At 74.7% G+C, this 15204-nt stretch carries 18 protein-coding genes, 1 tRNA gene and 1 riboswitch; of the genes, 11 read left to right on the top strand and 8 right to left on the bottom strand.

Translation table 11 applies throughout. From position 1 onward, the window contains the following. Positions 1–19 precede the first annotated feature (19 nt). Positions 20–250: a hypothetical protein gene (locus QFZ62_RS11885; protein ID WP_307505965.1), complete on the top strand. Its 231-nt coding sequence runs from the start codon at positions 20–22 to the stop codon at positions 248–250. A 19-nt stretch (positions 251–269) separates the two neighbouring features. Here the strand turns inward: QFZ62_RS11885 and QFZ62_RS11890 are convergent, their stop codons facing one another. Then, positions 270–1070, bottom strand: a complete 801-nt coding sequence (locus QFZ62_RS11890) for a TSUP family transporter (protein ID WP_307505968.1) — start codon at positions 1068–1070, stop codon at positions 270–272. Positions 1071–1141: 71 nt separating this feature from the next. Then, positions 1142–1759 (bottom strand): TetR/AcrR family transcriptional regulator, encoded by a 618-nt coding sequence (locus QFZ62_RS11895; protein ID WP_307505971.1) that lies wholly within the window; start codon positions 1757–1759, stop codon positions 1142–1144. 62 nt (positions 1760–1821) lie between these two features. Here QFZ62_RS11895 and QFZ62_RS11900 point away from each other — a divergent pair, with 62 nt between their 5' ends. Continuing rightward, the gene (locus tag QFZ62_RS11900; RefSeq protein WP_307505974.1) at positions 1822–2367 is read left to right on the top strand and encodes a hypothetical protein; all 546 of its coding nucleotides are present in this window, start codon (positions 1822–1824) and stop codon (positions 2365–2367) included. Between the two features lie 10 nt (positions 2368–2377). Here QFZ62_RS11900 and QFZ62_RS11905 read toward each other — a convergent pair whose 3' ends face one another. Beyond that, a complete protein-coding gene (locus QFZ62_RS11905) occupies positions 2378–3109 on the bottom strand; it encodes an NADPH-dependent F420 reductase (RefSeq protein WP_307505978.1) in 732 nt (243 codons plus the stop codon). A gap of 376 nt (positions 3110–3485) precedes the next feature. On the opposite strand from QFZ62_RS11905, the gene QFZ62_RS11910 reads away from it, so the two are divergent. Both QFZ62_RS11910 and QFZ62_RS11915 read left to right on the top strand, forming a co-directional pair. After that, positions 3486–4187, top strand: coding sequence for a GAF and ANTAR domain-containing protein (locus QFZ62_RS11910; protein ID WP_307505981.1), 702 nt, complete (start codon positions 3486–3488; stop codon positions 4185–4187). A 51-nt stretch (positions 4188–4238) separates the two neighbouring features. Further along, positions 4239–4967, top strand: a complete 729-nt coding sequence (locus QFZ62_RS11915; RefSeq protein ID WP_307505984.1) for a GAF and ANTAR domain-containing protein — start codon at positions 4239–4241, stop codon at positions 4965–4967. A gap of 46 nt (positions 4968–5013) precedes the next feature. Here QFZ62_RS11915 and QFZ62_RS11920 read toward each other — a convergent pair whose 3' ends face one another. Further along, positions 5014–5655 (bottom strand): HAD family hydrolase, encoded by a 642-nt coding sequence (locus tag QFZ62_RS11920; protein WP_307505986.1) that lies wholly within the window; start codon positions 5653–5655, stop codon positions 5014–5016. Positions 5656–5863: 208 nt separating this feature from the next. Here QFZ62_RS11920 and QFZ62_RS11925 point away from each other — a divergent pair, with 208 nt between their 5' ends. From QFZ62_RS11925 to QFZ62_RS11955, 7 genes are all read left to right on the top strand, one after another. Continuing rightward, a complete protein-coding gene (locus tag QFZ62_RS11925) occupies positions 5864–6445 on the top strand; it encodes a hypothetical protein (RefSeq protein WP_307505989.1) in 582 nt (193 codons plus the stop codon). Between the two features lie 65 nt (positions 6446–6510). Further along, positions 6511–6600 (top strand) — tRNA-Ser (locus QFZ62_RS11930). Positions 6601–7020: 420 nt separating this feature from the next. Then, positions 7021–7167, top strand: coding sequence for a hypothetical protein (locus tag QFZ62_RS11935; protein ID WP_307505992.1), 147 nt, complete (start codon positions 7021–7023; stop codon positions 7165–7167). Positions 7168–7225: 58 nt separating this feature from the next. Next, positions 7226–8212 carry a class II fructose-bisphosphatase gene (glpX, locus tag QFZ62_RS11940; protein ID WP_307505995.1) on the top strand — a complete coding sequence of 329 codons (987 nt, stop codon included), beginning with the start codon at positions 7226–7228 and terminating at the stop codon, positions 8210–8212. A gap of 174 nt (positions 8213–8386) precedes the next feature. Continuing rightward, entirely contained in the window at positions 8387–9139 is a 753-nt protein-coding gene (locus tag QFZ62_RS11945) for an alpha/beta hydrolase fold domain-containing protein (protein ID WP_307505997.1), read from the top strand. Positions 9140–9289: 150 nt separating this feature from the next. After that, the gene (locus tag QFZ62_RS11950) at positions 9290–10648 is read left to right on the top strand and encodes an ABC transporter substrate-binding protein (RefSeq protein ID WP_307506000.1); all 1359 of its coding nucleotides are present in this window, start codon (positions 9290–9292) and stop codon (positions 10646–10648) included. A gap of 78 nt (positions 10649–10726) precedes the next feature. After that, positions 10727–10791, top strand: a riboswitch (guanidine-III (ykkC-III) riboswitch). Between the two features lie 10 nt (positions 10792–10801). Beyond that, on the top strand, positions 10802–11125 hold the full coding sequence (locus QFZ62_RS11955; protein ID WP_307506003.1) for a multidrug efflux SMR transporter: 324 nt from the start codon (positions 10802–10804) through the stop codon (positions 11123–11125). A 36-nt stretch (positions 11126–11161) separates the two neighbouring features. Here QFZ62_RS11955 and QFZ62_RS11960 read toward each other — a convergent pair whose 3' ends face one another. From QFZ62_RS11960 to QFZ62_RS11975, 4 genes are all read right to left on the bottom strand, one after another. Next, positions 11162–11875 (bottom strand): GAF and ANTAR domain-containing protein, encoded by a 714-nt coding sequence (locus tag QFZ62_RS11960; RefSeq protein WP_307506006.1) that lies wholly within the window; start codon positions 11873–11875, stop codon positions 11162–11164. A 58-nt stretch (positions 11876–11933) separates the two neighbouring features. After that, the gene (locus QFZ62_RS11965) at positions 11934–12917 is read right to left on the bottom strand and encodes a carbohydrate ABC transporter permease (RefSeq protein ID WP_307506009.1); all 984 of its coding nucleotides are present in this window, start codon (positions 12915–12917) and stop codon (positions 11934–11936) included. After that, positions 12917–13876, bottom strand: coding sequence for a carbohydrate ABC transporter permease (locus tag QFZ62_RS11970; RefSeq protein ID WP_307506011.1), 960 nt, complete (start codon positions 13874–13876; stop codon positions 12917–12919). The genes QFZ62_RS11965 and QFZ62_RS11970 overlap by 1 nt, the downstream gene beginning before the upstream one ends. Before the next feature lie 138 nt (positions 13877–14014). Continuing rightward, positions 14015–15145 carry an ice-binding family protein gene (locus QFZ62_RS11975; RefSeq protein WP_307506014.1) on the bottom strand — a complete coding sequence of 377 codons (1131 nt, stop codon included), beginning with the start codon at positions 15143–15145 and terminating at the stop codon, positions 14015–14017. Positions 15146–15204: the final 59 nt, after the last annotated feature.

Consider the following 15204-nt stretch of genomic DNA (forward strand, 5'->3'; position numbering starts at 1 on the left):
CGGCCCTAGCGTGGAGGGCATGGCGAACCGATCCCCCTGGCTCCAGCCCGGCCCCGCGAAGCGCTGCGCGCGGCTCGCGGTGGTGTGGGGCGTGCTCGCCCTGCTCGCGGCCGTGATCGCGGTCGTCCTCGTCGACATCCCGGTCGCAGGCCGGATCTGCGAGGCGCTCGCCGCGGTCGCCTTCGCGGTGCTCGCGATCGCCTACTACGCCAGCTACCGCGTGCACGCCCGCGAGGGCCTGCCGGGCTGATCCCGCCGGAAGCGGGGCCTCACGCGCTCCACTCCGCCACCACGTCCGACCCCACCTTCACGATGAGCACCGCCACCACCACGATGAAGGCGATGCGGATGAAGCGGCTGCCGCGGGCCACGGCCATGCGCGATCCCGCGTAGCCGCCGAGCATGTTCGCGACGCCCATGCCGAGCGCGAGCGCCCAGAGCACGTGGCCCTGCGGGATGAAGAAGGCGAGCGCGCCGAGGTTCGTGGCGACGTTCACGATCTTCGCCTTGGCGCTCGCGAGCACGAAGTCGTAGCCGAGCGCGGTGATGAGCGCGATGATCAGGAACGTGCCCGTGCCGGGTCCGATGAGCCCGTCGTAGAAGCCGATCACCACGCCGAGCAGCGCCGCGATCCCGTGGTGCGTCCGGCCCGTGTGGCGGAGCGCGGCCACGTCGCCGAGCCGCGGGCGGGCGATGGTGACGACGGCCACGATGATCAGCGCGACCACCACGAGCGGCTTGAAGACCGAGGCCGGCAGCAGCGCCGCGAGGCTCGCGCCGCCGTAGCTGCCGGCCAGCGCGACCGCGGCCATGGGCAGGGCGGTGCGGAGGTCCGGGTGCGTCCGCCGGTACCAGGTGACCGCGCTCGTCGTCGTGCCGAAGAGCGACGCCAGCTTGTTCGTCGCGAGCGCCTCCACCGGCGTGATCCCCGGCACGAGCAGCAGCGCCGGCAGCTGCAGCAGGCCGCCACCGCCCACGACCGCGTCGATCCAGCCGGCCGCGAGCGCCGCCAGGATCATGAGGAGCACGACCGCGAGGGTGATCTCGCCGAGCGAGCCGCCGATGTCCATCTGTCCTCCGTCGCCGGCCGCCGGTCGGCGCGCGCCCGACCAGCCTTCCACGCGGGAGGCGGTGCCCCGCGTCAGCTCGAGGCGCGGGAGCGGCTGCCGGCGGGCGCGCCGAGGGAGTCGAGGTGCCGGGCCAGGGCGTCGGTCGCCCAGCCGGTGGGATCCTCGGGCCCCTGGTAGACGAGGTGCAGCGCCAGCCCGTCGACGATCGCGTGCAGCCGCGGCGTCTCGGCGGCGACGTCGAGCCCTGAGCAGGTCGGATCCGTCGCCAGTGTCGCGAGGAGCGCGGCGCACCCGCGCCGCAGGTCGTCGGATGCGCGGTCGTAGACCGGTCGCAGCGCCGGGTCGGTGAGGGCGACGGTGCCGATCACGAGGAAGACCTCCATCTCGAGGCGCCGCTCGGCGTCGAGCGGCAGCAGGTGGCGGAGCCGCTCCTCCACCGACGCGCGCACGGTCGCACCCGGCGGCAGCGCGCGGATCCGCGCCTCGGCCCGCCGCGCCACGAGCTCCAGCGCGAAGACCCGCAGAGATGCCTGCGTCGGGAACGTGTAGCGGAGCGAGCTCGCCGCGAGCCCGGCCTCGGCGGCGACGTTCCGCACCGAGAGCGCCGTCACCCCGTCCCGCGCGAGCACCCGCCATGCGGCCTCGCCGACGGCGGTCTCGCGGGCGTCGTGATCCAGGCTCCTCGGCACCTCGCCATTTTCGCACGACTGTGCGAGAGTGATCCCGCACACTCGTACGAGAAAGGGCCGCCGTGATCCTGACCGTCATCATCGCCTGCGAGATCGGCTTCTGGGTCGCCATCGTCGCCGGCCTCGCGGTGCGCTACCTGCTCCGCCGCCCGCGCCTCGGGGCCGCGCTGCTCGTGTGCGCGCCGCTGCTCGATCTCGTGCTCCTCGCCGCCACGGCCGTGCACCTGCGCTCGGGCGCGGAGGCGTCGTGGGAGCACGCGCTCGCGGCCCTCTACGTCGGGTTCTCGGTCGCGTACGGGCACCGCCTGATCCACTGGGCCGACGTGCGCTTCGCCCACCGCTTCGCCGGCGGGCCCGCCCCCGTGAAGCCGTTCGGCGCCGCGTACACGCGCCTCTGCTGGGGCGGCGTCGCCCGCACGCTGCTCGCCTCCGCCATCGCGGCGGCCGTCATCGGCCTGCTGATCCTGGTGGTCGGCGACGCGGACCGGACCGCGCCGCTCACGGACACGTTCTCGCTCCTGGCGCTCATCTCGGCACTCGACCTGGTGTGGGCGATCTCCTACACGGTGTGGCCGCGCCGGGCGCCGGTCGCGCGCTCCGCCGCCTGACGGGAGCGGATCAGCCGGCGTCGGTGCCCGCGTCGGCGGACTCGAGCGCCACCAGGCGGCGGATCTCCTCCGCGTCCACGTTCACGCCGAAGAGCGAGCGGCCGGGCTCGAGCACGCGGCCGGCGCTCAGCGGGCCGATGTCGACGGGGTCGAAGCCGAACGCGTCCACGAGAGCCGCGACGGTCGCCCGGGCCGCGCCGTCGTCGCCCGCGACCGCGATGCCCTTGCGGCCGGGCGCACCGGTGGGCCGGGGCCCCTCGTCGAGGTCGTGGTACCCCATGTGGTTGAACGCCTTGACGACGGTGGAGTCGGGGAGGTGGTCCTGCACGAGCTCGCTGGTGGAGGAGGCGGGGTGCGCGAGGTCGTCGCGGTGGCCGTCCACCTCCCACCAGTAGTTCATGGCGTCGACGACGAGCTTCCCGCGGAGCTCGGCGACCGGCACGGAGGCCAGCTTGCCGAGGGGGAGGGCGAGGATCACGACGTCAGCGCGGGCCGCCGCGTCGGCCGAGGTGGTGGCGACGGCGCCGGGTGCGAGCACGTCGACGATGAGGGCGATGCGCGACGGATCGCCCGACCCCGAGATCAGCACGGGGTGCCCGGCCGCGACGGCGCGGCGCGCGAGCACGGTGCCGACCTTCCCGGCGCCGAGGATCCCGACGGTGACGGACCGCGCCGCCTCCGACCGGTCGGCGTCCGACTGATCGGCGTCGCGGGGGGCGGAGGGGGCGTCGGGGAGCGTCATGCATCCATTCTCCGCAGACTTCCCCGGGCGGCGCGAACCGGCGCCGGGCCCCCGCCTAGCGTGGGAGGCGGACCTGCGGCATCACGACGCAGGACGGCGCGGCACGCATCCGAACCCCGATCCGACGGGATCCCGGCTCCGGTACCCGCGCAGGAGCCCGGCCGCGGCCACGCGTCACCGGCCGGGCTCCGAGCTCTCCGGAGTCCGCCCGCACCGGCCGCCCGGATGCAACCCCCTCGCCGCGACGGCCGACGCCGGTAGGGTGGCGGAGCGGTCGGCACCCGGTCCCTGCGCCCCGCGTCCCTCTCTCTCGGCATCGGGCCTCGGGCCTCGGAGGCATTCGTGATCAGAGCCATCCCCCCTCGCGCGGTGGACCGTGCCTAGCCGCGCCCTCGTCGCCGACGCCGCGGAGGCGCTCGAGCACGCGACGGCGGTCGGATCCGACCTGTGCGGCCCCCTCGTCGCCGCGTTCGGCGTGAGCGGCGCGGCCGTCTCCACCCTGGGGGATCCGCTCGGCAACGAGACCGTCTGCGCGTCCGACGACCGGTCGGCCCGGCTCGACGAGATCCAGCTCGACCTGGGCGAGGGGCCGTGCTGGGAGGCGCTGACCACGCGCCGGCCCGTGCTCGAGCGCGACATGCGGGGATCCGGTGACACGTCCTGGCCGCTCGCGCGCCAGGCCATGCACGAGGGCGGCGCCGGCGCCGTCTTCGCCTTCCCGCTCGTCGTCGCCGGGCTCAGCCTCGGCGCGGTCGACCTCTACTCCCGCACCGCGCGCGACATCTCCGACCAGGAGGTGACGGACGCGACGACCCTGTCCCGGATCGTCGCCCGGCAGATCCTCCGCCGCGCCCTCCTCGCGGCCGACGCCCCGCAGGAGGAGGATGGAGCATGGGAGGGGCGGTTCTCGCGCCGCGAGGTGCACCAGGCCACCGGGATGGTCGTCGCGCAGATGGGCATCCCCCCGGCCGATGCGCTCCTCGTGCTCCGCGGCCACGCCTTCGCCACGGGCCGCCGGCTGCGGGACGTGGCCGAGGACGTCGTGGGCCGCACCCTCGACTTCACCCCGGACCGCTGACGCGGACCACCCGACGCCCCGACCACCGATCGACCCAGAGGAACCAGGACGATGACGGAGACCCGCGAAGAGCTGCTCGTCCACACCTTCGTGAGCCTCGCCGACTCGCTCGTGAGCGACTTCGACGTGCTGGAGCTCCTCCAGACGCTGGTCGACCACGCCACGCTGCTGTTCGACGCCAGCGCGGCGGGCATCATCATCGGTCCGGACGACCGGCACCTCGAGGTCGTCGCCTCGACGAGCGAGAAGAGCCGCCTGGTCGGCCTCATGCAGCTCGAGTCGGGCGAGGGCCCGTGCGTCGAGGCCGTGACGACCGGGCAGGTCGTGTCGGTGGCGAGCGTCGTCGAGATCGGCCACCGGTGGCCGCGCTTCGCCGCCCTCGCCGCCGGCGCCGGCTTCCTGTCGGTGCACGCGATCCCGCTGCGGCTGCGCGGCCAGGTCATCGGCTCCCTCAACCTGTTCCGCGAGCACGAGGGCGTGCTCAACGCGGCCGATGCGACCGCGGCGCAGGCGCTCGCCGACGTGGCGACCATCAGCGTGCTGCAGGAGCGGACGATCCGGGACAGCACGGTCGTGCACGACCAGCTCCGCCGGGCGCTCGACAGCCGCGTCATCATCGAGCAGGCCAAGGGCGTCATCGCCCACACGCACGGCGTCGACATGGACGAGGCGTTCCGGCTCATCCGCCGACGCGCCCGTGACACCGCCACGGCGATGCCGGTGGTGGCCGAGGGGATCGTGGCCGGGCGGATCGTGATCGGGCGCTCGACCGCGCGCTAGGCGACGCAGCCCGGGCGATGCGTCCCGGGCGACTCAGCCCGGCGGGTCAGGTCAGCGTGCCGTCGAGGATCCGGTCGAGTGTGCCCAGGTCCTCCCACACATGCGCGTGCAGCCCGGCGCGGCGGGCGGCCTCGACGTTGGCGGGCTTGTCGTCGACGAACAGGATCCGCTCGGCCGGCGCCCCGAGGCGCGCCGCGGCGATCGGCCACACGTCCGCGTCGGGCTTCGCCATGCCGAGCCGTGCGCTCGTCATGACGTGCTCGAAGCGGGCGCCCCAGCCGGAGCGGTCCTCGAGCACGTCGGCGAGCTCGTGCGGGGCGTTGGAGAGCACCGCGAGCCGGTAACCCGCGGCGATCGCCCGGTCGAGGGCGGCGAGGACCTCGTCGTCGGGCGAACCCCAGCGGCGCTGCTCGATGGCGACCAGCTCCGCGAGCCCGTCCTCCGCGGGGACGGCCGCGTCGACGTCCTCCGCCACGGCGGTCCAGAAGTCCCGGGCGCTCCCGCCGCGGTCGTACTCCTGCCGGTGCGCGTCGAAGGCCTCGCGCACGCGCGCCTCCGCGTCCTCGCCCATGACGCCCGCCGGATCCAGCGCCCGGGTGAGCGCGCCGATGTCGTCCGGCCGCGTGATGAGCACCCCGCCGATGTCGAAGAGGAGCCAGGGCAGGGCGGGGTCGCGGGTCTCGGGCATGGGTCTCCTGGTGCGGGTGGGCGTGGCGGGCGGGTCCCCTCGAGCATGCCCCCTCCGTGGGCGCCGCGCCGCGTCCCGTGCCGTCGGCGCCGTCGACCGGCCGCCCGCGGGTCGCGCCCGTGCGGATCCCGTGAGGGCCGGGCTCGCCGGCGCACGGCTTCCGTGAGGGCGGGCGACGCGGGCCGGGACCGGGGGTAGACCGGATGCCATGACCCTCACCGCGATCCTCCCGTCGCTCCGCCGCAGCATCCCGGATCCGCTCGCCGCCGCCCTCTGGCCCGCCGGCACCGCGGCCACCACCACCGACCTGCGGGTCGGCGACGTGTCCCTCGTGTCCCTCGCCGCGGAGCGCGGCACGCCCTGCACCACCACGGCGGCCGCGGTCGAGCGGGGCAGCTGCGGCCGGCCCTCGCGCTCGGCGTCGGCCTCGGCGGTCGTGCTGCGGATCCTCGCCGTCGCGCCCGCGACCGCCGACGCCCCGCGCGCCCTCCTCCTCGACGCCGACGTCGCGGGCCTCGCCTGCGCGTGGGAGGAGACGCGGCTGATCGGCCGGGCGTCGACCGCCGCGGCACGGCCCGCGGAGATCGGCGGCCACCTCGTGCGCCTGCCCGCCGACGTGGTGGCCGGCGACCTGATCGCGGTGCCCGTGCCGGCGGCCGTCGAGGTGCGGGGGATCCGCGTGGTCGAGGCGTCGGCGCCGGTCGTGGTCCCGCGCGCCGGTCGGATCGCCGCCGCCCCGTTGCACGTCGAGGCCCCGGTGCCCGTCCGCGCGCTGTCCTCCGCGCGCTGATCGGCGGCCGTCGGCCCGCCCGCCCCCGTGCGGCCGGGGCCCGGGCCTGTACTACACTCGTTCCCGGTGGCGTGTCCGAGCGGCCTAAGGAGCACGCCTCGAAAGCGTGTGTGGGGGAGACTCCACCGTGGGTTCAAATCCCACCGCCACCGCCAGCAGGATCCGGCACCGCGCCTCGCGCGCAGCCGGGATCCGCGCGAAGGGCCCCGGGAGACCGGGGCCCTTCGTCGTGCCCGGCGCACCTGCCCCTCCCGACCACCGGGGACGGCCCACGACTCCCGCACAGCGACGCGGAGGATCCTCGTGCACACGCATCCGGCGCCGACGCCCGCGCTCCCGTCGGGTCCGGCCATGACGGGCGCCGGGCTCCCCTCCGACCGAGGCCTCCCCTCCCGCGCATCGAGATCGGAGCACCGCCATGTCCCACGACGTCGAGCCCTCGCCGGGCGCCCTCGCGCCGCACGCCGGCCCGGTCGCCCCGCGCGGCGTCGCCCCGGGCGTCCTGCTCGCCGCCGCGTGGTCGTGGCGCCTGCTCGTCATCGGCGTCGCGGTCGCCGCCGCCGTCTGGCTCCTCCGTGCTCGCCGTCGGCGCGGGCTCGTACGTGGGCGGCGTGGCCGGCGCGCTGTTCGCGGTGCCGTTCGTCGCGACGCTCGACGTGATGGTGCGGCACATCGCGGGCGGCCGCGGGAGCCTCCGCACCCCCGCCGTAGGATCGGAGTGACGCACCTGCGGAGCCGACGGAGCCGCCCGCGCACGTCTCTACCGGGAGGAACCCCACCATGACCGAGGAGAACTACTCGAACCCGGACCGCAACCTCGGGATGGAGCTCGTGCGGGCCACCGAGGCCGCGGCCATCCGCTCCGCGCCCTTCATCGGCAAGGGCGACAAGAACGCCGCCGACGGCGCCGCGGTCGACGCGATGCGCAAGTTCCTCGGCACCGTCGCCTTCGACGGCCTCGTCGTCATCGGCGAGGGCGAGAAGGACGAGGCGCCGATGCTCTTCAACGGCGAGCACGTCGGCAACGGCTTCGGCCCCGCCTGCGACATCGCGGTGGACCCCATCGACGGCACCAGCCTCACCGCCGCCGGCCGCATGAACGCCCTCTCCGTCATCGCGGTGAGCGACCGCGGCAGCATGTTCGACCCGTCGGCCGTCTTCTACATGGACAAGCTCGTCACCGGCCCCGAGGGCCGCGGCGTCGTCGACCTCGACCGCCCCATCGGCGACAACATCCGCGCGCTCGCCGACGCCAAGGGCCTCGCCGTCGAGGACATGCAGGTCGCCGTGCTCGACCGGCCGCGCCACGCGGACCTCATCGCGCAGATCCGCGCGGCCGGCGCCTCCACCCGCCTCCTGCTCGACGGCGACGTGGCGGGCGGCATCAACGCGGCCCGCCCCGACTCGCGCATCGACATGTGCGTCGGCATCGGCGGCACCCCCGAGGGCATCATCACGGCGTGCGCCATCAAGGCGCTCGGCGGCGTGCTCCTGTCCCGCCTCGCGCCCAAGGACGACGCGGAGCGGCAGCGGGCCGTCGACGCGGGCCACGACCTCGACCGGATCCTCGACCAGGACGACCTCGTCACGGGCGACAACGCGTACTTCGTCGCCACGGGCGTCACCGACGGCGCGCTCGTCGCCGGCGTCACCCGCCACCGCGGCATGATCCGCACCTCGAGCATCGTGCTCCGCTCGCACTCGGGCACCATCCGCCGCGTGGAGGCCGACCACCTGGTCTCCAAGTGGTACAGCTCCGCGAGCTGACCCGGCCCGCGCCATGACCCGCACCCGCCGCAGCCTGCTGTCCCGCCTCGCCCCGCCGGTGATCCGGGTCATCGGCGGCAGGGCGAGTTCGCGTCGCCCGACCGCACCATGCGCCGCGCCGGCCGGCGGGTCCTCCGGCCGGGATCGTCCGCCCCGCCGCCGCTGCTCCGGGGCGTGCGCGTCACGGCGCGCGTGGAGCGCGGCTGGCGCGTCTACGAGGTCGCGCCGAGCGCTGCGGACGCGCCGACCACCCGCCGTCGCGCGCTCTACGCGCACGGCGGCGGATGGACGCACGAGATCTCGCCGTTCCACTGGTGGCTGGTCGCGGGGCTCGCCCGCCGCACGGGCACGCGCATCACGGTGCCCATCTACCCGCTGGTCCCGAGCGGCACGGCGGCCGACGTGGTCGCGCGCACGGCGGACCTCGCCGAGGCGCTCGTCGCGGAGGTCGGCGCAGGGGCCGTCACGCTGCTGGGCGACTCGGCGGGCGGCCAGATCGCGCTGTCGACGGCCATGGAGCTGCGGGACCGCGGCGTGCCCGCGCCGCGCGACGTCGTGCTGATCTCGCCCGCGCTCGACCTGTCGTTCACGGATCCGCTCATCGCGCGCATCCAGCCGACCGATCCGTGGCTCGCGGTGGACGGCCTCCGCGCCGCCGTGGAGTCATGGCGCGGCGACCTGCCCGTGGACGATCCGCGGGTGAGCCCGCTGCACGGGTCCCTCGCCGGGCTCGGCCGCATCACGGTCTTCACGGGCACCCACGACATCCTCTTCGCCGACGCGCGCGCCCTCGAGCGGCGGGCGGCGGCGGCCGGGCACCCGGTGCGGATCCACGTGGAGCCGAACCTGCTGCACGTGTACGCGCTCATGCCCATCCCCGAGGGCGCCCGCGCGCGCGCCGCCATCGTCGAGCTGCTGCTCGCCTGACGCGGCGCCCGCCTGACGCTGACGCGGCGCCGCCGCCCGCCTGTCCGGCGCGCCCCGCCCACGCCGCCCCGCCTCCGCTGGGGGAGGAGAAGCAGGCTACGGTCGAGGAGGCGGGCGATGGGGGCCCGCCGTGCTCTCGAGGGGATCCACATGACCAGGACACACAGGACGCTCGCGGTCATCGCGGCAGCCGCCACCGCCACCCTGCTGGCGGGATGCGGATCGGGCGGCTCGGGCGCGGCCGACGCCCCCTTCACGACGGAGGCGACCGGCACGCTGAGGGCCTGGGCCTTCGACGGCGCCGACGACGTGGGCGAGGCGCGCATGCAGCACGCGGCCGACGCGCTCTCCGACGTCACGATCGACCTCGACTCCACCGCGTTCGACGCGCAGAAGTTCACGACCCGCGTCGCCAGCGGCCAGACCCCCGACGTCGTGCAGATGGACCGCCAGTTCGTGGCGACCTACGCCGCGCAGGACCTGATCCTCCCGCTCGACGAGTGCTACGCGGTGAACGACGTGGACCCGGCGGAGCGCTTCTACGAGTCGGTCACGAACGACATCCGGTACGACGGCGCCATCTGGGCGGTGCCGCAGTTCTTCCAGCCGCCGGCGATCCTCCTCAACGAGCGCGTGCTGGGTGCGGCCGGCGTCACGGCCGACCAGTTCGACACGTCGAAGCCCGACCAGCTGCTGGACGCCGTGGGCAAGGTCTTCCGGGAGACCGGCGGCGACCCCGCGGTGCTCGGCCTCGACGCCGTGCCCACCAGCCAGGCCGCGCTCTGGATGCTCGGATTCGGCGGCCAGCTCGTCGACGACGAGGGGAAGCCCACCATCGACGACCCGTCCAACCTGCCCGGCCTCGAGTTCCTGAAGCGCCTGTCGGACGCGCAGGGCGGCTACGCGAAGGGCAAGAGCTTCAGCGACGCGTTCGACACGTTCGGCGACGGCAACCAGTTCGTGAAGGACCAGGTCGGCGCGCAGGTCGGTGCCCAGTGGTACCTCAACGTGCTGTCGCCGTACCGTGACGACATCGACATCTCGGCCGTGCCCTTCCGCGACAGCGAGGGCCAGCCCTTCTCCGTCGCCGGTGGATCCGCGTTCGTGATCCCCGCGGGCGCCGCGAACAAGGACGCCGCCTGCGCGTGGATGCTCGACCTCACCAGCCAGGAGGCGTGGGAGGCCGCGGGCGACGTGCGCGCCGCGACCGTGACCGAGAACGGCGGCATCAACACCGGCCTCTTCACGGGATCCCCGGCCGCCGACCAGGCCGTCCGCGACGCCCACGTGGTGCCGAGCGGCGACGACGGGATCGACCAGGCCATCGCCACGTTCTACGACGTGGTGGCCGAGGGCCGCTCGATCGGCGGATCCCCGGCGGGGCAGCAGATCCAGAGCGAGCTGCAGAACGCGGTGGCCTCCACGCTCCTCGGCGACAAGGAGCCCGCGAAGGCGCTGGCCGACGCGCAGACCGCCGCGATGCGCGCCTACGAGCAGGCCGCGCGCTGATCCGCGTCGCCGGCGCCGCCTGACCTGATCAGGTCCTGCGCAGCCGGGCCGTCGGAGGGGCGCTCGGGTACCGTGGTACCCGAGCGCCCCTCCGCGCTCCCGGACGACGGATCAGTACCCGGAACGCGACAAGACTGGCCAGTGGGAGCCGTCATGTCGTGGATCGTCCTCATCGTGTCCGGGGTGCTGGAGGCCGTCTGGGCCACGGCCCTCGGGAAGTCCGCCGGGTTCACCAAGCTCGGGCCGTCGATCGTCTTCGGCGTCGCCGTCGTGCTGAGCATGGTCGGCCTCGCCTACGCCATGCGGGAGATCAGCACGGGCACCGCCTACGCCGTGTGGGTCGGCATCGGCGCGTCGCTGACGGTCACCTACGCGATCGTGACCGGGGCCGAGCCCGCGAGCGTCGTGAAGATCCTGCTGCTGCTCGGGCTCGTCGGCTGCGTCATCGGCCTCAAGCTCGTCGACACCGGCCACTGAGCCGGGCGCGCCCGCCGGGCATGCCCACCGGACGGGTCAGGCGACGGGGCTGCGCCGGTCGGGCCGCACGGCCTCCGCGGCCACGTCGTGGATCCGCCGGCCGGTGCTGCGCGCCTCGCGGCGCAGGACCGCGAACGCCTCGTCCAGGCTGATCCCGAGGCGGTGCGCCATGGCGCCCTTCGCCTGCTCGATGACCACGCGGCTGTCGAGGGCGCCCTGGAGCTGCTCCGCCAGCGCCTGGCTGCGGTCGACGGCGTGCTGCTGCAGCACGCTCAGGGTCGCGGCGTCGGCGAGCGTCTGCACGAGGGCCGCGTCCCGGTCCGACAGCGCGCCGGGGGTCGGGGCGAACAGGCAGAGCGATCCGAGCGTGCGGCCGCGCAGGCGCATCGGCGTGGCGTGCACGGCGCGGAAGCCGCGGTCCTCGGCGATGCGGGCGAACGCGGGCCAGTCGGCGAGCGTCATGTCGAGGTCCGGCACCTCGACGGGCTCGCCGTCGCGGACGCAGTCCCAGCAGGGGCCCTCGCGGGTGCCGAGCTGGGCCTCCTCGACGTCCGCCGCGCGCTCGCTCGTGGAGGCGACGACGCGCAGCACCCCGTCGCGGTCGGCGAGCACGATGCCGCCCTCGGTCGCCGAGGTGTGGTCGACGCACGCGCCGACGAGGCCGTCGAGGACCTGCACGATGTCGGATGCGCCGAGGTTCTCGGCGAGGGAGGTGAAGAGGGTGCGGAGGCCGGATTCGTGCGCGTTCACCCTCCGACGATAGACGGTCGTCACGGCGTGAGCCGTGCCGGCGGCCGGGCGGGCCGCGTCAGCCCTTGCGGCCCTGCGTGGCGATGCCCTCCACGAAATAGCGCTGCCCGAACGCGAAGAGCAGGAGCATCGGCAGGGTCACGAGGAGCGCCGCGACCATCACGAGCTGGTAGTCGCCCTGCCCGCCGTTCGTGGGGCTGAACGCGGTCATCGCGTAGGAGAGGCCGAGCGGCACGGTGAAGCCCTCGACGCTGCCGGCGTTGAGGTAGATGAGCGACGCCTGCAGGTTGTTCCAGCTGGCCTGGAACTCGAAGATGAAGATGATGACGAACGACGGGATCGACAGCGGCAGCGCGATCCGCCGGAACAGCCCGAAGTAGCTGGCGCCGTCGAGCCGGGCCGCCTCGAACAGCTCCCGCGGCAGCCCGAGGAAGAACTGGCGCTGCAGGAAGATGTAGAAGGCCGAGCCGAACAGGTTCATGCCGAACAGCGGGACCCACGTGCCGATGAGCCCGAGGTTCTTCCAGATGAGGAACTGCGGCACCATCGTGACGGCGCCCGGCAGCATCATCGTCGCGAGCACCAGGCCGAAGAGGATCTTCCGCCCCGGGAACCGGAAGTACGCGAAGCCGAACGCCACGAGCGCGCTCGTGATCGACACGAGCGCCGCGGAGATGAGCGCGATGGCGAGGCTGTTGCCCATCCAGCCGAGGAGCGGCAGCTGCTCCCACACCTCGACGTAGTTCTGCGGCGTGAAGGTGCGCGGCCAGAGCGCGTTGTCGAACACCTCGCCGCGGGGCTTGAGGCTCGCGGCGAGCAGCCAGACGAACGGGTAGAGGAACAGGAGCGCGAAGCCGACGAGCACCGCGGCGATGAGGGCGCCCGCGATGCGGGAGCGGACCCGGCGGACCCGGTCGGGGTCGCGGCGCCCGGGACGCGGATCCCGCGTCGGCAGCGGCGTGAGGGCGGCGGCGAGGCGCGGGTCCCCGGTGGCGGCGGCCGGTGCCACGGGCGTGGCCGGCGTGCGGTCGGTGACGGCCATCAGCGGTCCCCCTCGTAGTAGACGAACCGGTTGCTCAGCTTCACCTGCACGAGCGTGATGAGGAGCACGATCACGAACAGCAGCCACGCCATCGCGGCGGCGAACCCGAAGTCGAAGGACCGGAACGCCTGCTGGAACAGGTAGACGCCGTAGAACAGCGACGAGTCCGGGGAGGCGTTCGTCTGGTCGCGCCAGAAGAGCAGGTACGCCTGGTCGAACACCTGCAGCGCGGCGATGGTCAGCACGACGATGTTGAAGAAGATCGCGCCCGAGATCATGGGCACGGTGATCGAGAAGAACTGCCGCACGGGTCCGGCGCCGTCGAGCGAGGAGACCTCGTACAGCTCGCGCGGCACGTCCTTGAGGGCGGCGAGGAAGATCACCATGGTGCCGCTCACGCCCCAGAGCGTCATGAGCACGATGGACGGCTTCACCCAGGCGGGGTCGATGAGCCACTGCGGGCCGTCGATGCCGATCGCCTCGAGCCCCTGGTTCACGGCGCCCGTGTTGCCGTTGAGGAGCAGGAGGAAGACGCTTGCGGTCGCGACCGTCGGGGTCATCTTGGGCAGGTAGTAGAGGGTGCGGAAGATCCCGGCGCCGCGGCCGAGGCGCGCCAGCAGGATCGCGAGCACGAGCGCGAGGCACACCTCGAACGGCACGGCGAGGATCGCGTAGAAGAGCGTGTTCCCGAGGGAGAGGGCGACGCGCGGATCCGTGAAGAGGCGCTCGTAGTTCTCGGTGCCGACCGGGGTCGCGATGTCGGTGGCGAGGTTGTAGTCGCTGAACGAGACCACGAGGCTGTAGACCATCGCGCCGAGCGTGAAGACGAGGAAGCCGATGATCCACGGGCTGATGAAGAGGTAGCCGGCCACGGCCTCGCGGCGGGCCATGCGGGAGCGGCGGGGACGGGGCGGCCGATCGGCGGCGGTGGGGCGCGGCGGGCGGCTCGTCGTCGTCATGGTGGTCCTCGTCGACTGGTGGGTCGAGGCGTCGTCGCCTCCACCGCCGACTGTACATGCGCTCCTCCTCCCGCCCGCAGCCCGCGGGAGCGCGTAAGGCCGGTGGTGTCGTCGGCACCGTGAGCGGCGGCGGCTCCGCTAGCGCCGGCGGCGACGGGCCCGCACGGCGAGGACCGCGACGACGCCGCCCGCGAGCGCCGCGGCGCCGAGGCCCAGCTCGAGCGCGAGGCGCGCGCCGTCGCCGCCCGTGCGCGGCAGGCCGGGGTGCGCGGGCGGCACGTCGCCGGGAGGCGTTCCCCCGGGAGGCACGTCGCCGGGAGGGGTGCCGCCGGGAGGCACGTCGCCGGGCGGGGTGCTGCCGGGCGGGGTGCCGCCGGGGACGCCGGACGTGGGGCTCGGGGTGGGGGTGGGCACGGATCCCGCGGGCGAGGTGGGCGTCGGCTCGGGGCCGGTGGTCGGCGTCGGCGTCGGGGTGGGGACGGGGCCGCCGCCGCCGGGCGAGGTGCCGCTGCCGCACGCGGAGGACACGAGGTCGTCGTCGTCGAGCGTGACGGACCCGTTCCGGGCGAGCACGCGGCCGTCGACCGTGGCGCCCGTGCCGACGGAGACCGAGGTGAGCGCGAGCACGGTGCCCGCGAACCCGGATCCCGTGCCGAGCGTCGCCGAGCTCGCGACCTGCCAGAAGACGTTGCACGCCTCCGCGCCGTTCACGAGGACCACGCGGCTGCCCGACCCCGTGGTGAGCGAGGAGGGCGCCTGGATGACGAAGACGGCCGACGGGTCGCCCTGCGCGTCGAGCGTGACGGTGCTGGTGAGGCCGAGGGGGCCGGCGGCGGTGTGGACCCCGGGCGTGAGGGTGGATCCGACGAGGTCGGCGGGCGCCGCGGCCGTGGTGGGGCGTCCGGCTGCGTCGTCGTACGCCGTGGTGAGGTCGGACTGGGCCTGCCCGGCGGCGGCGTCGGCCGCGTGCACGGCGCCGCCGACGATGCCGGGCGGGAAGCCCGTGACCGCGGCGGAGGGGCTGGTGCCGAGATCCGCCGAGAGGGTGCTGGGGCCGGTGTTGGTGACGCCCTGGCCGGCGAGCACCGAGTAGGACGCGGCGGTGCCGAGGCCGATCGTGGCGGTGGCGGCGGAGGCGCGGACCGGCGCGAGGAGCGCGGGGCCGATGCCCGCCGCGGCGACGGCGGCGACGGCCAGGGCGGCGGCGGCCAGGCCGCCCGCCGGCATCCGGCGGGACGAGGACGGGCGGGCATGGCGCAGCTGGGGCATGGACGGCTCTCATCGAGGAAGTGCAGGGGTGGATCGCGAACGTATCGAGCGGCGCGCAT

This window comes from Clavibacter sp. B3I6 (genome assembly GCF_030816895.1).
In the GTDB taxonomy this organism is placed as follows: Bacteria; Actinomycetota; Actinomycetes; order Actinomycetales; family Microbacteriaceae; genus Clavibacter.

What these genes read in the sequence shown, in the direction of transcription:
- QFZ62_RS11915 (WP_307505984.1), top strand. Translation starts at nt 4,239, where the DNA reads ATGACGGAGACCCGCGAAGAGCTGCTCGTCCACACCTTCGTGAGCCTC.
- QFZ62_RS11950 (WP_307506000.1), top strand. Translation starts at nt 9,290, where the DNA reads ATGACCAGGACACACAGGACGCTCGCGGTCATCGCGGCAGCCGCCACC.
- glpX (WP_307505995.1), top strand. Translation starts at nt 7,226, where the DNA reads ATGACCGAGGAGAACTACTCGAACCCGGACCGCAACCTCGGGATGGAG.
- QFZ62_RS11890 (WP_307505968.1), bottom strand. Translation starts at nt 1,070, where the DNA reads ATGGACATCGGCGGCTCGCTCGGCGAGATCACCCTCGCGGTCGTGCTC.
- QFZ62_RS11905 (WP_307505978.1), bottom strand. Translation starts at nt 3,109, where the DNA reads ATGACGCTCCCCGACGCCCCCTCCGCCCCCCGCGACGCCGATCAGTCG.
- QFZ62_RS11970 (WP_307506011.1), bottom strand. Translation starts at nt 13,876, where the DNA reads ATGACGACGACGAGCCGCCCGCCGCGCCCCACCGCCGCCGATCGGCCG.
- QFZ62_RS11925 (WP_307505989.1), top strand. Translation starts at nt 5,864, where the DNA reads ATGACCCTCACCGCGATCCTCCCGTCGCTCCGCCGCAGCATCCCGGAT.
- QFZ62_RS11885 (WP_307505965.1), top strand. Translation starts at nt 20, where the DNA reads ATGGCGAACCGATCCCCCTGGCTCCAGCCCGGCCCCGCGAAGCGCTGC.
- QFZ62_RS11965 (WP_307506009.1), bottom strand. Translation starts at nt 12,917, where the DNA reads ATGGCCGTCACCGACCGCACGCCGGCCACGCCCGTGGCACCGGCCGCC.
- QFZ62_RS11975 (WP_307506014.1), bottom strand. Translation starts at nt 15,145, where the DNA reads ATGCCCCAGCTGCGCCATGCCCGCCCGTCCTCGTCCCGCCGGATGCCG.
- QFZ62_RS11955 (WP_307506003.1), top strand. Translation starts at nt 10,802, where the DNA reads ATGTCGTGGATCGTCCTCATCGTGTCCGGGGTGCTGGAGGCCGTCTGG.
- QFZ62_RS11920 (WP_307505986.1), bottom strand. Translation starts at nt 5,655, where the DNA reads ATGCCCGAGACCCGCGACCCCGCCCTGCCCTGGCTCCTCTTCGACATC.